The 16969-nt window shown below is 64.1% G+C and carries 15 protein-coding genes; 4 read left to right on the forward strand and 11 right to left on the reverse strand.

Annotation, left to right across the window (positions count from 1 at the left end):
• Nucleotides 1-135 precede the first annotated feature (135 nt).
• Nucleotides 136-2118 carry an MFS transporter gene (locus tag ASH04_RS21260; RefSeq protein ID WP_057474466.1) on the reverse strand — a complete coding sequence of 661 codons (1983 nt, stop codon included), beginning with the start codon at nt 2116-2118 and terminating at the stop codon, nt 136-138.
• 183 nt (nt 2119-2301) lie between these two features.
• Between ASH04_RS21260 and ASH04_RS21265 the strand changes: the two genes are divergently transcribed.
• The gene (locus ASH04_RS21265) at nt 2302-2922 is read left to right on the forward strand and encodes a TetR/AcrR family transcriptional regulator (RefSeq protein ID WP_032401057.1); all 621 of its coding nucleotides are present in this window, start codon (nt 2302-2304) and stop codon (nt 2920-2922) included.
• 64 nt (nt 2923-2986) lie between these two features.
• Here the strand turns inward: ASH04_RS21265 and ASH04_RS21270 are convergent, their stop codons facing one another.
• Entirely contained in the window at nt 2987-3643 is a 657-nt protein-coding gene (locus tag ASH04_RS21270) for a hypothetical protein (RefSeq protein ID WP_027495249.1), read from the reverse strand.
• Between the two features lie 66 nt (nt 3644-3709).
• Nucleotides 3710-4495 carry a DUF6319 family protein gene (locus tag ASH04_RS21275; protein WP_057474467.1) on the reverse strand — a complete coding sequence of 262 codons (786 nt, stop codon included), beginning with the start codon at nt 4493-4495 and terminating at the stop codon, nt 3710-3712.
• A gap of 326 nt (nt 4496-4821) precedes the next feature.
• On the opposite strand from ASH04_RS21275, the gene ASH04_RS21280 reads away from it, so the two are divergent.
• From ASH04_RS21280 to ASH04_RS21290, 3 genes are read left to right on the forward strand one after another with little or no spacing between them, the layout of a single operon-like run.
• Nucleotides 4822-7119 (forward strand): glycerol-3-phosphate 1-O-acyltransferase, encoded by a 2298-nt coding sequence (locus ASH04_RS21280; protein ID WP_032372537.1) that lies wholly within the window; start codon nt 4822-4824, stop codon nt 7117-7119.
• A complete protein-coding gene (locus ASH04_RS21285) occupies nt 7116-8543 on the forward strand; it encodes an HAD-IB family hydrolase (protein ID WP_057474468.1) in 1428 nt (475 codons plus the stop codon). Before ASH04_RS21280 ends, ASH04_RS21285 begins: the two co-directional genes overlap by 4 nt.
• Complete coding sequence (locus tag ASH04_RS21290; RefSeq protein ID WP_057474469.1) at nt 8536-9567, forward strand: adenylate/guanylate cyclase domain-containing protein; 1032 nt, start codon at nt 8536-8538, stop codon at nt 9565-9567. The genes ASH04_RS21285 and ASH04_RS21290 overlap by 8 nt, the downstream gene beginning before the upstream one ends.
• Here the strand turns inward: ASH04_RS21290 and ASH04_RS21295 are convergent.
• Genes ASH04_RS21295 through ASH04_RS21330 form a run of 8 tightly spaced genes read right to left on the reverse strand, consistent with a single transcriptional unit; the run spans nt 9549 to nt 16940 of the window.
• Nucleotides 9549-10610 carry an MSMEG_0565 family glycosyltransferase gene (locus ASH04_RS21295; RefSeq protein ID WP_057474470.1) on the reverse strand — a complete coding sequence of 354 codons (1062 nt, stop codon included), beginning with the start codon at nt 10608-10610 and terminating at the stop codon, nt 9549-9551. The two genes, ASH04_RS21290 and ASH04_RS21295, sit on opposite strands and share 19 nt — an antisense overlap.
• Nucleotides 10607-11458: a carbon-nitrogen hydrolase family protein gene (locus ASH04_RS21300; protein ID WP_057474471.1), complete on the reverse strand. Its 852-nt coding sequence runs from the start codon at nt 11456-11458 to the stop codon at nt 10607-10609. Before ASH04_RS21300 ends, ASH04_RS21295 begins: the two co-directional genes overlap by 4 nt.
• 7 nt (nt 11459-11465) lie before the next feature.
• On the reverse strand, nt 11466-12776 hold the full coding sequence (locus tag ASH04_RS21305) for an MSMEG_0569 family flavin-dependent oxidoreductase (RefSeq protein ID WP_057474472.1): 1311 nt from the start codon (nt 12774-12776) through the stop codon (nt 11466-11468).
• On the reverse strand, nt 12773-13063 hold the full coding sequence (locus ASH04_RS21310; protein ID WP_027495242.1) for an MSMEG_0570 family nitrogen starvation response protein: 291 nt from the start codon (nt 13061-13063) through the stop codon (nt 12773-12775). The genes ASH04_RS21305 and ASH04_RS21310 overlap by 4 nt, the downstream gene beginning before the upstream one ends.
• Complete coding sequence (locus ASH04_RS21315; protein WP_027495241.1) at nt 13056-13937, reverse strand: carbon-nitrogen hydrolase family protein; 882 nt, start codon at nt 13935-13937, stop codon at nt 13056-13058. The genes ASH04_RS21310 and ASH04_RS21315 overlap by 8 nt, the downstream gene beginning before the upstream one ends.
• The gene (locus ASH04_RS21320) at nt 13934-15349 is read right to left on the reverse strand and encodes an MSMEG_0567/sll0787 family protein (protein WP_057474634.1); all 1416 of its coding nucleotides are present in this window, start codon (nt 15347-15349) and stop codon (nt 13934-13936) included. Before ASH04_RS21320 ends, ASH04_RS21315 begins: the two co-directional genes overlap by 4 nt.
• Before the next feature lies 1 nt (nt 15350).
• The gene (locus ASH04_RS21325) at nt 15351-16406 is read right to left on the reverse strand and encodes an MSMEG_0568 family radical SAM protein (protein ID WP_032386343.1); all 1056 of its coding nucleotides are present in this window, start codon (nt 16404-16406) and stop codon (nt 15351-15353) included.
• Nucleotides 16407-16415: 9 nt separating this feature from the next.
• Complete coding sequence (locus ASH04_RS21330; protein ID WP_027495238.1) at nt 16416-16940, reverse strand: MSMEG_0572/Sll0783 family nitrogen starvation response protein; 525 nt, start codon at nt 16938-16940, stop codon at nt 16416-16418.
• Nucleotides 16941-16969: the final 29 nt, after the last annotated feature.

Here is a 16969-nt window from a genome sequence, read left to right on the forward strand (position 1 = left end):
CTAGCCCTAGCCCTAGCCCCCGGCCCTAGCCCCCCGGTTGGGATCAATGTGGGTTTCAGTCAGTTGGACTGCAACAAAGGCGCATTGATCCCAACCCGGCGGCAGTGCAGTGGTCCATTCACGCGTTCGGGAGGTCTACAACGGCATGGCCCAGATAGGGCTCGAGCGTTCGTTCATCTCGGTGCACGTCGCGTGTTGTCGGCTGGCTCGTTGGTAGAACGTCTGCAACGGTTCGGTCGGCTCCACGTCCGGCGGTGTGGGTGCGACGGGCAGTTCGCCGAGTTCGAGCGCCAATTGATAGATGCTGGGGCGTTCGAGTTCGGCGTCGACCAGTGCCGGCGCGGCAGCGTTGTGCGGCTTCGCTGTTCGCGGTACACGCGGTACACGCGGCGTACTCGGCTCGGGCTTGGCTGCCGACGGGCGTTCGAGTAGCTGCTCGAGCTCGGCGACCTCACGGACAGCCGCTGCGCTCGTGGCCGGCGGCGCAACGAAGGGCACGATCGGCTCGAACGCGATCATGTCCGACGACGACGCAAGCGCCTTGTTCTTGGCCGGGATGAGGAACGCCACGATCACGGTTCCGGTGCCGAACACCACGGCCGCAACGACACTGGTGTGCACGACGGCACTGCCGAAGGCAGAGATGGCATTCGCTTCGAGATTGTCTGCGAAGCCGCTCAGAAATGCATTCTGCTCGCGAATGATGTCCGAGACGATCACCGCACCGGCCAGCGAATCCTGCGATGCCGCAAGCCCTTCTGCGGCCTGACCGGTGTACTGGCCATTGGGTTGCTTACCGGGGAAGGTCTGCAGAAACCCCTCGATTCCCTGTCGATACGACGCCGCCAGAACCGAACCCAATACAGCGATGCCGAGAGACCCACCCAGTTCGAGTGCAGTGTCGTTCAGTCCGCCGCCGACACCGAGCTTGTCGTCCGGGAACTCACCCATGATGGCATCGGTGCAGGGCGAGACGGACAGTCCGATGGCCAGTCCGAGCAGCGTCAGTACGGGCAGGAAGTCGACATACGTTGCCGTCGAATCGATTCCGACGAGGGAGACGACCGACAGCGTGCCCACGATCATCCCTGCGGTGACGGTGACACGCGGCCCCATCTTGGGGGTCAGCCACATCGTGATTCCGGACCCGACGAACACTGCGCCGGCCAGCGGCAGCAGATGCACTCCGGTGGAGACCGGGCCGTACCCGAGAGCGAACTGCAGGTACTGCGCCACGAGGTAGATCGCCCCGAACGTCACCAGGAAGAACACCAGTACCGCAAGGGTGGCACCACCGAGAACACGCGAGGAGAACACCCGCACGTCCAGCAACGGATTGGGGTGTCGTAGTTCCCAGCCCACGAAACCCAACACCGACAGCAGTCCGACGAGGCCGAAGTACAGCGGCCCGACGGTCCAGCCGAAGTGCATGCCCTCGATGATGGAGTAGACGATGGTCGAGACGGCCAGAACCGACAGCAACCCGCCGATCCAATCGATCGCACCGGCATCGACGGCTCGCGACGGCGGGACGAGTACGACGGCTCCGGCTATGGCGGCCAGCGCAATCGGTACGTTGATCAGAAATGTCGAACTCCACGTGAAGCTCTCGAGAAGCCATCCGGCCAGCAACGGCCCGGCGGCGATGGCGAGGCCGGACGTGGCCGCCCACACGGTGACGGCTGTGGCCCGCTCACGCTTGGGGAACGTGGCCACCAGCAGAGACAACGTCGCAGGCATGACGATCGCGGCAGCGACACCCATGACGATTCGAGCCAGGATCACGCCGAGCGTGGCATCGGTCAGCGCCCCCGCCACCGACCCGGCCACGAAGATGATCAGTCCGATGATCAGCGCGCCGCGTCGGCTGTACCGGTCGCCGATCACTCCGCACAACAGCATCAACGACGCGTACGGGACGGTGTATCCGTCGATCACCCATTGAAGATCACTGCTGGTCAAGCCCAGATCCATCGTCATCGACGGCGCTGCGACGAGCAGGGACGTGTTCGCCATGACCACGATCAGCAGGCTCAGGCACAACACCACCAAGGCCGACCATCGTCGGGCATAGGGTTTGTGCATTTCTTGGACAGGTGTCATCGCAAGCAGTGTCATGTGTTCCCCCCGTTGGCAAAGTGCGACACACCTTGCACAGTGCTGTGCAGCTTAAGAAATTCGCGCTAGGATCGGCAATCTTTTGTGGCGGCAACCACACTGCGTCGACGCGATCGTGCTAGAAGTGGACGTGTGCCGAAGACGACGGAGTCGAGACCGAGCGCACGGACAGACCGATCGCCCGTGCAGCGAAGTGACGCCCGCTCGAACAGAGCGCGAATTCTCGATGTCGCGCAGGGGGTACTGGCGAACAATCCGGACGCGACCATCAACGACGTCGCGTCCGCGGCCGGGGTGGTCCGACGAACGGTCTACTCGCACTTCGCCTCTCGCGAAGCCCTGATCGACGGCATCGCACTCGAAGCCGCAGAACGCATCTCCGCCGCGCTCGAACGTGATCCGGCCGTCGACGAATCCGCCGTCACCGTGTTCGTGCGACAGACGCTGGCACTGGCACGCGTCGGCGATCAGTACCGGCTCCTACTTGCGGTTGCGCGTACCGACCTGGGACACAACGGTCTTCACGACCTACTGGGACCGATGCGGGAGTCGGCTGCGGCTGTCATACGACGTGGACAGCGCGAGGGTGTGTTCTCCACCTATCTGCCGGCCGAGGTGCTGATCCTCAACATCGAAGCCATCGCGCTGTCGATCCTCGAGGCCACCAATGCCGGGCTGCTCACCGACCCCACAGGTGCGGCCACCACGTCGAGTCTGGTCCTGCTCGGAATCGCACCGGACGAAGCCGAACGCATCGTGATCGGTGTCCGTGCCGCGGACGCGCCAGCCGGAGCCCACCCCTGAAACGACGAATGCCCCGCCTGCGCAATGTGATTGCGCCGACGGGACATCGGTCTACGAGTGCGGGTCAGGGAGCGGGTACGAATCCTGCGCCGAGTCCGTTGCCCTGATCGACGTTGCGAAGGATCGCGTCGAAGTTGGTGCCGACCTCGGGGCCGAAGCACGCGACGCCGAGGTACGCGTTCACCATGCCGACGAGGGTGTTGCCGACGACGACCGGGCTACCCGAGTCACCCTCGACGACGCACAGCTGCGCCCAGGTCTCCTGCGACTGCAGAACGTCTCCGTACGCGAGGCCGCAGGTGTTGCCGGTGGTGCGGCCTTCCTTGCAGACGATGTTCGGGAACGCCGTCGGCGGGCCGACCTGAGAGATGGTCACGTTGCCCACGCGGCTGATCGGGGCAACCTTGTCACGCTGAAATTCGATGAGGGCGTAGTCGTACTCCGGGTTGGAGAATGCGATGCGGCCCACCTCACCGAGGGAGGTGTCGTACTCCGGGACGATGGAGGCACCCGCTTGGCCACAGTGACCGGCGGTGAAGCCCACGAGATTTCCGTTGCGGTCGTTGCCGATCGTCGTCAGCGTGCACTCCGCCTGGCCTCCGACGATGATTCCGGACCCACCGCCGAGAGCTGCAGGAGCGGCCGCGGATGCGGTCCCCACGCCGACGCTGGCTACGATTGCAGCCGCCCCCACGACGACGAGCATGAATTTCTTGAACATGTACTCCCTCTCAGCGGTGTCGGCAGAACCCTAGCAACAGAACGTGTCGTAACACGAGCTAGTCGCTCATACGTCCTGCTCGAGGGCCGCAAGAGTCGTCCGAGCTTCGTCGAGTTGACGACTCAGTTCGGCCACGCGGCGTGCCGCCTCTTCACGTGCATGGGAGATGACAGCCTCGACGGCATCGCGTGCAGTGACATCGCCCAGTTCACGAACGGCCCGACCGACCGCTTCCGGACTCACCGGCTGCGCCTTGGTCGGCCTCTTCGCGCCCTGCGTGACGGTGACCGACCAATCGTTGTCGGCACCGGCATGAATGGTCACGCTCACTCCGCCCGGCGCCTTCTTCGGACGACGTGGGGCCGAGCCGGTCGACGCAGACGCCGCACCGGTGGGCTTGGCGGCCACGTCGGTCGCCGGTACCGACTTCGGAGCAGCGCTCGATGTAGAAGCCGTGACCGATGTAGAAGCCGTGGCCGATGTAGAAGTAGGGCTCGTTTTCGAGACAGCGACCAGCTCGGAGGCAGCGACCGGCTTCGATACCGGCGCAGTCGATGCCGTCTTCTTTGCGGGGATGCGCTTGGCAGGCGCGGGTGGGGTCGCCGGGTTGCGGGTGATGCGCAGTTCCTCGGCCTCGTAGGGCAGTTCGTCGTTGACGCCCTTCGGGCTGATGGTGACGGTGTTGCCGTCGATGGACACCACCTTGGCCGACGTACCGTCGGGCAGGCCGAGGCTCGGATTCGGCTCGCGGAGATACACGGTGGCGCGACGCCCCTCGGCGAGCGCTGCTGCCAGCGTCGTCAGGTTCTCGGGAGTCAGCGAATCGTTCACGGCGCGCCCACGGGGTGGCATCGACTACCGGCCTTTCTCGAAAGTGTTTGCGAATACTGTCGCACAGATTCACGTGCGCAGGCAGCACGGCATCGAGTATCGGTCGCGAGGATGACGTCGATCCCAAGTATGTGTAACCCCGAGTAACCGTAACCAGAAGTAACTGTTACTACGATTAACACTAAAGAGGCTTGGCCAGAGAAGGCCGATGACACGACTCTAACGGACAGGCCGTCCGAGCGCCCGTCGAGTGCCGTCGACCACCTCGCCGAACCGCCCTCGCGCCGGGATTCTCCCGCGTAGCCTGACGGCGTACCTTCTTGCGCAGGTACGGAACAGGAGCTTCGATGTACCACCTCGACGCGGACCAGCAATCGCTCAGCGACGGTCCGCACGTGTACTTGCTCGATGCCAGAAGCACTCTCGAGGTTCAGGCCCTGAATCAGTGGATCGACGCCACCACCCCGGACGGAGAACGTCGGCCCCCGTCGGTCGTTCTGTCCGGTGAGGCCAGGACATCACTGTCGGACACCGTCCGCGGGTACGCCGACGATCCGCTGCTCATTCCGCTGCGGGTCACGTTGACCGATCGAAGCACCGGCATTCTGCACCGCATCTTCGCCCCGAGAGGACGCTCGAAGCCGACACGGGTGTGGCAGCGGTGGGTGGCCAACGACGATCCCGATCACTCCGCAGTGTTGGTCGGTGAACCCGCAACCCTGAGCGATCTGCAGGATCGGTTCGAGCGCGGCGGCGGCACGTCGTTGTCGTCGTTCATCCTGCGGCAGGCGAGTCTCGCACTGGACAAGGCCGAACGCGGAGTCATCGGCTCGGAGTACAAGATTCCGCGCTTCGTCGTCGAGGACATGACGGAGCAGAAGAAGTTCAGGGACGGCATCACCGAGCTCGCAGACCACGTCGGCCAGGATCGCGACACCGTCGACAAGAGGGTTCAGGACATCCTCGGCGAGATGGTGGCGACCGAGACCAGGCGCGCCGTCGAGATGTGGGGCACCCTCGGCGCGTACTTCTCACGGGCGTACAAGGTCGACGTCGATCGCGATCAGCTGCAGAAGGTTCGCGAACTCAACAAGAACTATCCGTTGGTGTTCCTGCCCAATCACCGTTCCTACCTCGACCCACTCGTGCTGCGTCCCGCGCTTCTCGCCGAGGGACTGCCGCTCAATCACGTCATGGGCGGCATCAATGTCGGCTTCTGGCCGTTGGGCCCGATAGCCAAACGCAGTGGCGTGGTGCTCATTCAGCGCAAATTCTCGGACGCGATCTACAAATGGACGCTGCGTCAGTACATGAGTTTTCTGCTCAGCAAGCGGTTCAACCTCGAGTGGTACATCGAGGGCGGACGCAGCCGCACCGGAAAGCTCCGCCCGCCGCGGTTCGGTCTGCTGACCTACCTCGTCGACGCCCTCGAGTCGAGCGACGCGGAGGACGTCTATTTGATTCCGACGTCCATCACCTACGACCGACTGCACGAGGTCGGCGCGATGGCCGAAGAATCGCACGGGGCGAAGAAGCAAGCCGAAGGCATTCGCATGGCCATCGGGTACATCCGCGCTCAGGGCACGTTGCGCGGCAACGTCTATCTGAACTTCGGAGAGCCGATGTCGGTGGCGGCGATCGTCGCCGAGAACACCGACAAGCGCGTCGCGGTGCAGAAGATCGCGCTCGGTGTCTCCCATGCGATCAACGATGCGACGCCGGTGACCCCGGCAGCACTGGTCACGATGGCGCTGTTGGGTATCGAGGATCGCGCACTCAACGTCAACGAGATGTGGGCCATCATCTCGCCGTTGGCCGGCTACATCAAACGCAGAAACCTACCCACTGCGGGCGGGGTGGACATCGCCGACGTCGACGTCGTCCGCTCGGCCGTCATCGCACAGGTCAACGCCAACGTCGTCAAGCGTTTCGACGACGGCCCCGAACCGCTGTTCTACCTGGCGCAGGACAAGCATCTGGTGGCGGCGTTCTTCCGCAACAACGCCATTCACTTCTTCGTGATGCGCGCCATCGGCGAGCTGGTGGTGCTACCGACCGAGGGTGACTCGACACCGCTGACTCAGGAATCGTTGTGGACGTCGGCCCTGCAGTTGCGAGATCTACTCAAGTTCGAGTTCTTCTTCGGCGACAAGAAGGACTTCGGGGAGCGTCTCGAATCCGAGGTCGATCTCATCGACCCGGAATGGCGCACCAGCATCAGCGACCCCGATTATGCTGCGCGACAGCTTGAATCGCAGGATCTGCACCTGGCGCACCGCGTACTGCAGCCGATCTTCGAGGCCTATCAGGTAGTGGCCGACCAGCTGATGCTGCTGCCGCAGAGCGGAGAATTCGACAAACCGAAGTTCATCTCGGAATGCCTCGGCGCTGCCCAGGCCAGGCGGCTCCGGCAGCAGCTCGATCACAGTGAGTCCATCTCGGGCGAACTGTTCGACACTGCACTGCAACTGGCCGAAAACCGCGACCTGATCGATTCCAGCTCGGACGGCATCGCCCGCCGCCGCAGGGACTTCGCGCTGGAGATCGACGAATGGGCCCGCAAGGTACGTACCATCCGGGATATGGCGCACCGAATGCTCCGTGAGGTGGAACCGATCTCTGCCCCCGAGGAGAACAATCCATGACCGAGTTCGACGATCGACTGATTGCGATCGCCGCCGCCCCACCCGGCCGAGACACCATTGCCTTCTTCGATCTCGACGGCACACTCATCAACGGATTCTCTGCTCGTGCAGTGTTTCTCGAACGCCTCAAGACCCTCGACGTCACGGTCAAGGAACTATGGGAGATCTCCAGTGCCGTCGTCGAGATGCGGATGCGCAACTCCCCCGTCGACAATCTGATGGGCAAGGCCGTCCGCGGCCTCGAAGGCCGTCGCGAAGAGGACCTGATGGAACAGGCATACACCCTCTTCCGCAACGAGATCGCGCCGATGATCTACCCGCAGGCCCGGGCCCTCGTCGAGGCTCACCGGCACGCCGGGCATCGCCTGGTGATGGCTACCTCGGCCACGCCGTACCAGGCACTGCCGGTGCAACAGGACATGATGTTCGAGGAATTGCTGTGCACGACTCCGGTGGTCACCGACGGAATTCTCACCGGTGAGCTCGTCGGCGATTCGCTCTGGGGACCCCGCAAAGCACAGGCGGCGATCGACTACGCCGAACGTGAAGGCATCGCTCTGGCAGGCTGTTTCGCATACTCGAACGGCGGTGAGGACGTGCCACTGCTCGAAGCCGTGGGCCGTCCCATCGCCCTCAACCCCGATCCTGATCTTGCGCGCTATGCCGCCAAGAAGAATTGGCCGGCCCTGACGCTGGACAGCCCGAAGCGTGGCACGGACATCACGTCGGCCGTACGCAGCACGGCGGCGCTCGGATCGGTGCTCGCGAGTGCGTCGATCGGGCTCGGCCTGGGACTGCTGACCCGCAGTCGCCGCACCGGTGCCAATATCACCAGCACCATCGCCCCGGACATCGCGCTGACCCTCGCCGGGGTCAAGCTCGACGTCACCGGAACCGAAAATGCCTGGTCGGCGCGGCCCGCCGTCTTCATGTTCAACCATCAGAGCACCGCCGACTCGATCATCGTCACTTCCATCCTGCGACGCGACATCACCGCCGTCGCCAAGCGGGAACTCGAACGCGACCCGCGCTTCGCATTGTTGGGCAGGATCTTCGACGTCGCCTATGTCGACCGCGGCGATCCTGCGCAAGCGCGAGAGGCCATGCGGCCCGCGATCGAGAAGCTGCACAGCGGCATCTCGGTCGCCATCGCCCCCGAGGGCACTCGCATGCCGACGTCCCGTCTCGGCCGATTCAAGAAGGGCGGTTTTCACCTGGCGATGCAGGCCGGCGTGCCGATCGTTCCGATCGTCATTCACAACGCCGGTGACGTGATGTGGAAGAAGGACTTCACCGTTCACTCCGGTACGGTCAAGGTCACCGTCGGCGAGCCCATACCCACCACGGATTGGGATCCCGACAAGATCGACGAGTACGTGGACGCCGTCCGTTCCTATTTCGACAGAACGTTGGGATATGCCTGAGAATCAGATCAACTCGGTAGTACAGACGGAGATCGAGCGGAATCTATTGGGCGGCGAGCCCAAGTACAACCGCGCCGACATCGTCGAGAAGTCCGAGATTCCGCTCGAGCGGGTCATCGCCCTGTGGATCGGCATGGGCTTCCCCGTCCACACCGATACCGACGCACTCGTCTACACCGACGCCGATCTCGAAGCCTTGAAGCTGATCACCGCACTGACCGCGCAGAAGGTGATCAAGCCCGAGATGGAGGTTGCGATCGCACGCACCCTCGGGCAGTCGATGTCCCGGCTCGCGGAATGGCAAGTGGGCGTTGTGAACTCTCACATACTCGAACGCATCATCGACAGCCAAGAAGACACGAACGACATCGACGCGATACGACGGAACGCCCGTGCCATCGCCGCCGAAACCGTCCCCACCCTCGAAGCGCTCCAGGGATACACCTGGCGACGCCACCTGGCAGCAGCGGCCGGTCGATCCATCGCCGCTCCCGACGACGCCGCCGACAGTCCCACGATGGCCGTCGGGTTCGCCGACATGGTCGGCTACACGAGCCTGACGCGTCGACTCGATATCGGAGAGTTGACGACGCTACTCGAGGAATTCGAGTCATTGGCCACCAATATCATTGCGCGAGGGCGCGGTTCGGTGATCAAGAACGTCGGCGACGAGGTGATGTTCAGCGCGCAGACCCCCGAGGACGCCGCACACATCGCGCTCGACCTCCAGGACGCCTTCGACGAGCAGGAGGACATGCCGGACCTGCGGGTCGGGCTGGCGTGGGGCCCGGTACTGGCCCGGTACGGCGACCTGTACGGGTCGGTGGTCAATATCGCTGCGCGCCTGACCAGTTCGGCCAATCCCGGAACGATCCTGGTCGATACCGTCATGACGGATGAACTGCGCCACGACTCCGAGTTCTACCTCAAATCGGTTCGCTCACTACGGGTCAAAGGGTTCCACAAGCTCAAGCCTCACCGGCTCAAACGCAACAAGCGAACCGGTCAGCGTAGCGAGGAGTAGAACTCCAGGTGTCGACGCGCAGCCTCGTCCCAGGTGAGGCTGTGCGCCAGCGCCAGCCCCGGTGACGGATCCTGCGGCTCGTGCAACGCACGGTCCAATTCGCTGGTCATGGTCTCCACCGACGATGCGTAGGTGACGCTGTCTCCGAACACCTCTCGCAGTACCGGCAGATCACGCGCCACCACCGGAGTCGATGCGGCAAGCGCCTCCATCGCGGCCAGGCCGAAGCCTTCCTTGGTGGAGAAGAACGGCAGCACCGCAGCCTGCGACACGAGATGCGGCAGCTCGTCGTCGTCGACGGTTCCGAGTATCACCGGCTCGATGCCCAGTTCTACTGCTCGACGGTCGAATTCGGCTCGATAGTCACGGTAGTCGAACAGTGTCTCGCCGCCGGCGAACACCAGTTGCACGGTGCGATTGGACAGCCCGGCGAAGGCGTCGAGTAGATCGAGACTGCCCTTGCGTGGCTCGATGCCGCCGACGGCGAGCACGTACCTGCCGAGCTTGTCCCGCCAGTGCGTTCTGCCCGATGCTGCAGCTGCCGAGAACCTTTCGGCATCGACCCCGTTGGGGATGACCGTGGGTTCGAGTCCCCAACCGCGATTCACATCGCTCGCCACCGCTGTCGATACACAGATTCGCGCGTACGGCGCGGTGATCGCTCGTTCGTGACATGCCGCGAGCTCGGGTGTGGTGAACTCGTCCAAATGATGGATGGTCCTGATGCACCGGCCGACGGCGTTGGCCGAGATACAGTCCTGAGCATGGACGATGTCGTACTCGTCGGGCGTGAAGGCCTGCCGCAGAACGCCTATCGATCGCAGAATCCGCGCGCCGACGCTCTCGTTCTCGCGGTGGGAAAACGGGACCATCCGCACGGTGACAGCCGGGTCGACCTTGCGGAAGAACTCACTGTCGCCCCCGCGGCCCAGCGACCACACCGACACATCCTGGCCGGCGCGTGCCAGCGCTTCGGCCAGAGCCAACGTATGCACCACGCCTCCGCGCGGTTTGGACGAATAGGTCAACAGCGCGATCTTCATAGATCCGGCTTCTCCTGCAACAAGTTCGGATAGGCGTCGACGCGTCGCTCGGCCAGGTGATGCAGACCTCTCCGGGCCCGATCCACCTCGGCATCGACGTCGATCTCGTGCACGGCCAAACCGCCTTTGGACCACGTCTTGGCCAACACGTCTCCGCCGGGCCCGACAATCTTCGCCTGGCCGAGGAACCGCAGGGATCCCATCACCCCGGTCTGGTTGGACGAGACGAGCACCACCTGGTTCTCGGCAGCGCGCGCAGCGTCGTACAGATCGAACAGTCGGGACTGCCGATCGTTCGGTAGCGAGGAGGCCCGATCGGTGACGCTGGCCGGCCACGCCGACAGTGCCGCAATGATTCTCGCGCCGTCCAATGCAAGCGTGCGGGCCGACTCCGGGAACGTCTTGTCGTAGTCGATCAGCATGCCCATCCGTCCGACCGGTGTATCGAAGGCCTCGAACCGATCTCCGGCGGCGTAGGCCAAGGATTCCCCGAGCGGCTGATGCACCTTGCGGTGACTGCCGAGGATCCCGTCGCCCGTCAGGCACGCAGCCGCGTTGTACCGCAGCCCCTTCGACAACTCGGTGTACCCGATGCACACCGTCATCGCACCCGCCGCTGCGATGATCGCGGCCAACTCCGGACCGTCCGGATCGAGAGTGGGCGGCAACTCGGACGGATCCGGATTGCTCAGGCTGTTGATGTAACCCCCGAGGGATGCGTCGGGCAGCACCAAGAGATCGATTCCCTCGCGGGCCGCACTGGAGATGATCGTCGTGATCTTCAGTACGGCCCGATCGACATCTCTACCGAAATGTGCTGCCAATGCACCGATCTTGATGGGAGCCACGTCGAGATCAGACCATCTGACTCTGCGGCTGCGCGGGGTTTCGGGACTGCGTCGAGTTTCGGGACTGCGCAGCACTGATTTCGAGGCCGATTTGATCGGCCAGGAATGCGGCGTCGCGGGCCACCGAGGCGAAGCGTCCCGAACCCCAGGTGTGCTGCCAGGGCAGGCCCAGGAAGTACAGGCCAGGAACCGATGTGACGCCGCGGTTGTGCGTCGGGTGGCCCTCGCCGTCGAACGCCCCGACCTTCAGCCAGCGGTAGTCGGTACGGAACCCGACCGACCAGACGACGGCCTTGATGTCCGCGGTAGCGAGATCGAGTTCGGTGGTCTCGGACTCCGGACGCCACACCGGCACGTAGCGGTCCTCGCTGGGCGCACTGATGCCCTCGCGCTCGATGTACGCGTCGATGTTGTCCTTGATGCTCTCGGCCACCCGATCGGCAGCGTCGAGCGACGCTTCGAGGGTCGGGGCGAACTGCAGGACGCCGTCCTCCACGCCCAGCAGACGGCCGTACAGCTGCATGCCCTCGGTCGCGAACGCGCGCAGGTCGATGTCTCGACCACCGTCACGGCCGGTGACGTAGTGGTTCGTGTTCTCGCGTTTGCCGACGCCACCGGGTTGATCTTCGATGGAGACATCGTAGACGCCCATGTCGTGCAGCCAGGCGACACAGTCTCGCCCCCGATAGAAGCGTGCGACGCGAGGTGCGGTGCCGGCGACGAGATGAACCCGGCGGCCGTCGAGATGCAGATCCTCGGCGATCTGCGCTCCGGACTGGCCGGTGCCGACGACCAGTACGTCGCCGTTCGGGAACTGGTGCGAGCCGCGGTATTCGGACGAGTGGATCTGGACGATGTCACGGGGCAGCTTCTCGGCGAATCGCGGAATGGTCGGGATGTGGTAGCCGCCGACGGCAACGACGATCTGATCGGCGTGCATGGGGCCGGCGGAGGTCTGTAGGTCGAAGCCGCCTGCCGCGGATTGCAAGGCCTGATTCACCGAAACATACTCTCGGACCGGTGCATCGAAGCTCTCGGCGTAGCGTCGGACAAAGGCGTAGACCTCGTCGCGCTGCATGAACCCGTCGGGATCGTCACCGTCGTAGGAGTATCCGGGGAGCGCACACTGCCAGTTGGGGGTGACGAGGGTGAAGTTGTCCCAGCGGGAGTCTTTCCATTCGTGTGCGATGGTGTCGCGTTCGAGGACGACGTGGTCGATGCCTCGCTGCGTCAGATGCCAACTGATGGACAGTCCGGCCTGCCCGCCGCCGATGACGATCACCGAGTAGTTTTCTGTTGCACTGTGGTTCTCTGTCATAGCAATTCAGCTCCCGACATGCTCAGTACGCGAACGGCACCGGCCTGATACGACGCGCTGACACCGTGAATCTCTTCCATCTGCTGCGCGGCCGACGTGCACCGCATCCCGAACTTGGCGAGAACTCGATCGCTCGCCACGGTCAATGCCTCGGACGTTCGCTGAACGAACTCGGCCACCGGGTATTCCTGCCCGGGGCTCAGATAGTCGTGCATCACCAAAGAGGGCGAGTAGCAGGACTGTTCGCGTCCGTCGGGCCACCGCACCACGAACGACATCTCAGGCATGAACGGTCTCCTTGGTGATGGTGCGATAGACCGAGGGCCGTCGGTCGCGCAGGTTGTACATGCCACCGCCACGTGCCGCGCCGATGAGCGCCTCGACATCGACGGTGGCTGTGGCCAAACCCGGCTCGACGCCTGTGCCCGCGAGGATCTCACCGCCGGGCCCGACGATCTTGGCGCTGCAGACGAACCTCAGAGACCCGAACGTGCCGGCCTGATTCGCTGCGACCCAGATGATCTGATTTTCCAGTGCACGAGCGCGGTCATAGATGTCGAAGCGTTGCTTCCACCGATCTTCTTCCATGTTCGGGGTCGTCGCGGTACGTGCCGTCGGCCACGCGGAGATGGACGCGACGATCTCGGCTCCGTCGAGCGCGAGTTCGCGGGCCGCCTCGGGGAACCCCTTGTCGTAGCAGATCTGCATGCCCATCCGGCCGACCGGAGTGTCGAAGGCGGAGTAGCTCTCTCCCGCTGCGTAGCAGAGATTTTCGCCGAGTGGCTGGTGCACCTTGCGATACGAACCGAGGATGCCGCTGCCGTCGACCGTCACTGCGGCGTTGTAGCGGGTATCGCCGTCCTTCTCACAGAATCCGAACGTGACGACGGTATCGCCCGCCATGTCGATGACCCGCCTGATCTCGGGGCCGTCGAGTTCCAGAGCAGGCGGTAGTGCCTTCAGTCGACGCTGTCTCGATTCTTCGGTCTCGTCACCGCCACCGAGGCTGGGCAGGTACCCACCCAGGCACGCTTCCGGTAGCACCAGCAGTTGGCTACCGCGATTACGCGATTCCTCGAGCAGGGCGGCGATGGTGGCGTAACCCTGTTCCATGTCGCGGCCGAACTCGGCTGCGGCCACGGAGATCGTGATGTCGTTCATGCTTCTCCCAATCCGGTCACCGTCGAAGTGACCGCGCGCGTGGTGATTCCGTCGGGCCATCGCAAGGCGACGCCCGGAATGTCGGTGAGCTCTCCGCATTCTGCGGACAGTGCAGGTCCGGACGGTGCAGTCGGTGCACCGGGACGGTCCGCGGTGATCATCGCGAACCCGGGAAAACACGTGATCCATTCGCCCATCGACGCCGAGTCGGGCTTCGGAATCGAGGAGATGTCCAATACGGCACCGGTTCCGCTTGCCTCGGCCAGCATCCCGGTAGTGCCCGCCAGGCCGGCCATCGAGACGTCCTTGGCGGCCTTGGGCGCGGTACGGGCGACGAACGACGCCATGGTCGTCAGTTCGGCCGAGTTGCGCCGAGACGTCGAATCCCATTGCTGGCCCTGATATCCACGACGCCAGCCACCCTCGACGTCCGCCGTCAGCGTCAATCGATCGCCGACGCTTCCCCCGCCGGCCCGTACCGGGTTCGCTGTGCGCCCCAGAGCGGTGACCGACAGCGACGACGGCACCCCGGCCTGGGTGTGACCACCGAGTACCGGAACCTGCCAGGCCGCAGACGCATTGGCGAGGCCGCGGATGATGCGGGTCAGTCGAGATTGCGTGGGTGCACCGACGGAGTCGAGCATGCCGACTGCGTAGGCACCCATCGCCGAAAGGTCGTTGAGGTTGACCAGGGCCGCGCACCAGCCGGCCCACTCCGGGTCGCGGTCGACCATCGAGGGAATGATCGCATCGCAGGCGGCGATCATGTCGCTCCCGGGAACCGGGACACCGTCGTCACCTCGAAAGCCATTGGCACCGAGCCCGAGTGGCTGCGCCTTCAGCGGTGCGAGGACGCCGGCGAGCATCGCCTTGGTCGACGACACCAGCCGTTCGATCCTGTCGATCGGCCAGTACATCGCCACGTGTGGAGTATTCGCGACCTCGACGTCTCCACGCCTGATCCAGCCGAGACGGGTGAACAGTGTCTCGTTGCGCTTCTGCACCGTCGCGTCGAAGCGCAGCACGCCGCGACTTTCGGCATGAGCACAGGCCGCACGAACCAGCGCCGGGCCTACACCGGAAGTGCGTGCAGAGGTGGTGACCACCAGGCGACTGCCGGCCCACCACCCCAGATCCGTTGCCGTGCAGGGTGTTAGGCGCACCCCACCGAGCACGGTGCCGTCTCGATCGGTGGCCACGAGAACGACGCAGCGAGGATCGTCGTCGACGTCGTCGTGATCGGTGCCGGCGAACAAGCCCTGTTCGGCGACGAACGTCTCTCTCCGCAGTGCCCGATACGCGTTCAGTTCTGCTGTACCGGTGCACGGCTGAACGATGAACTCCGGTTGCACGACAGTGATTGCAGCACCGGACAATCCGGCGAGATCGTTACCCTCCACGACGCCGTACATGTCAGCCTCCCGCGTTCTGCAGAACGCTGCACGCACCGCAGGCCGCGCAGCCTGCTTTCTGGTCGGACCCGAGCATCGCCGCTGCCTGAAGTTCCTTGGCGACGCGTCGGGTGACGCTTTCGAGGACGTCGGCAGCGGGAGCCGTCGCCCGGTCGACATCCACCGCCAACGTGCCTGCGAGCGGCCGGAACGGGACAACGAAGGGATACACACCCATCTCGATCAGTTCCGCTGCATGCGAGACCAATTCGTCGGGATCCTCACCGAGACCGACCAGTATGTACGTCGAAACCTGGTTACGCCCGAAAACCCGGACCGCTTCTTTCCATGCCGCGCGGTACTCGTCCATCGAGACCGAAGCCTTGCCCGGCATCCATCGGCGGCGCACGTCGTCGTCGAGCGATTCGACGTGAATACCGATGGACTCGGCTCCGGCGTCGTACAGATCCTGGATGGTCTGCAGGTCACCCGGAGGTTCGCACTGCACTTGGATCGGCAGTTCCGGGACCACGGCCTTGATGGCACGTACGCACCGGGCCAGATGACGGGCACCGCGATCCTTCGCGGCCGAAGTGCCCGTCGTCATGATCATCTGCGTCACCCCGTCCAGCCGGACAGCGGCCTCCGCCACCTCCGCAAGTTGCGCGGGCGTCTTGACAGCGATGGTGTCGCCCGCGTCCAGAGACGCTTCGATGGAACAGAAGCGGCACCGTTGATCGGCGTCGTAGCGAATGCACGTCTGGACCACGGTCGTGGCCAGAACACTGGTGCCGTGCAGCTTGGCGATCTTCTCGTAGGCGACGCCGTCGGCGGTGGAGAGGTCGTAGAACTTCGGGCGATCGACGGCCTGAACATCGAGGCCGATGTCGTTGCCGTCGAACAGAACTCGCCCTTCTTCGAGTACGTACGGACTGAGCGGGTTGCGCGGGATTGCTGCGCCGAGACCATCGATGCGGACATGTCCATCGTCACTCGGGCCGGCACCGGCAGTTCTGGACACCGGCGTTGCTCCTCGAATCCCGAGCAACGCCAGATCCACACGTGTAGAGATGGACATAACCGTCCCCTAGACCATGTAGGTCGAATTGATGATGGCACCCTTGCGCGCGTAATGGATCAATGCGTCCTGCACGTCCAGGGGGTGGGCCGGGATGACGCCCTCGATGAGGTCTTCTTCACGACCCCCGTGCAGGGCCAGTCCGAAGCGGCAGCAGAACACGGTGCCGCCCTCGGCGATGAACGTCGCGAGGGAGTCGTTGATGTTCTGTTCACCCGGGAAGCCCGAGTCTCCGGTGGTCGGGAAACCGCGTGTGGCAAGGCAATTGATAGCACCGGGTCCGTAGAAGTACATCGCCGACTCGAAACCCTTGCGCAGAGCGCGGGTGGCCTGCAGCACCGCGACGAACGATACCGACGACTCGTGGGCGATGCCGTGCACCAGCGTGAAGTAGCTTTCGCCGTTCTCCGCCTTGTAGTCGGGGAAGATCTTGGTGGAGCCGTAGATGTTGCTGCCCTTGGGAAGTGAGGGATGCGGAATCTCCTCGAGGGACTTCTTGATGTTCTCGGCGATGGACTGGTCGAGATCTGACACGTGCGTCTCCTGAGGTTCGCAGAGCGGGC

The organism is Rhodococcus sp. Leaf233 (assembly GCF_001426165.1).
GTDB classification, from domain to species: Bacteria; Actinomycetota; Actinomycetes; order Mycobacteriales; family Mycobacteriaceae; genus Rhodococcoides; species Rhodococcoides fascians.

What these genes read in the sequence shown, in the direction of transcription:
- ASH04_RS21275 (WP_057474467.1), bottom strand. Translation starts at nt 4,495, where the DNA reads ATGCCACCCCGTGGGCGCGCCGTGAACGATTCGCTGACTCCCGAGAAC.
- ASH04_RS21260 (WP_057474466.1), bottom strand. Translation starts at nt 2,118, where the DNA reads ATGACACTGCTTGCGATGACACCTGTCCAAGAAATGCACAAACCCTAT.
- ASH04_RS21290 (WP_057474469.1), top strand. Translation starts at nt 8,536, where the DNA reads ATGCCTGAGAATCAGATCAACTCGGTAGTACAGACGGAGATCGAGCGG.
- ASH04_RS21280 (WP_032372537.1), top strand. Translation starts at nt 4,822, where the DNA reads ATGTACCACCTCGACGCGGACCAGCAATCGCTCAGCGACGGTCCGCAC.
- ASH04_RS21310 (WP_027495242.1), bottom strand. Translation starts at nt 13,063, where the DNA reads ATGCCTGAGATGTCGTTCGTGGTGCGGTGGCCCGACGGACGCGAACAG.
- ASH04_RS21305 (WP_057474472.1), bottom strand. Translation starts at nt 12,776, where the DNA reads ATGACAGAGAACCACAGTGCAACAGAAAACTACTCGGTGATCGTCATC.
- ASH04_RS21315 (WP_027495241.1), bottom strand. Translation starts at nt 13,937, where the DNA reads ATGAACGACATCACGATCTCCGTGGCCGCAGCCGAGTTCGGCCGCGAC.
- ASH04_RS21295 (WP_057474470.1), bottom strand. Translation starts at nt 10,610, where the DNA reads ATGAAGATCGCGCTGTTGACCTATTCGTCCAAACCGCGCGGAGGCGTG.
- ASH04_RS21320 (WP_057474634.1), bottom strand. Translation starts at nt 15,349, where the DNA reads ATGTACGGCGTCGTGGAGGGTAACGATCTCGCCGGATTGTCCGGTGCT.
- ASH04_RS21325 (WP_032386343.1), bottom strand. Translation starts at nt 16,406, where the DNA reads ATGTCCATCTCTACACGTGTGGATCTGGCGTTGCTCGGGATTCGAGGA.
- ASH04_RS21270 (WP_027495249.1), bottom strand. Translation starts at nt 3,643, where the DNA reads ATGTTCAAGAAATTCATGCTCGTCGTCGTGGGGGCGGCTGCAATCGTA.
- ASH04_RS21285 (WP_057474468.1), top strand. Translation starts at nt 7,116, where the DNA reads ATGACCGAGTTCGACGATCGACTGATTGCGATCGCCGCCGCCCCACCC.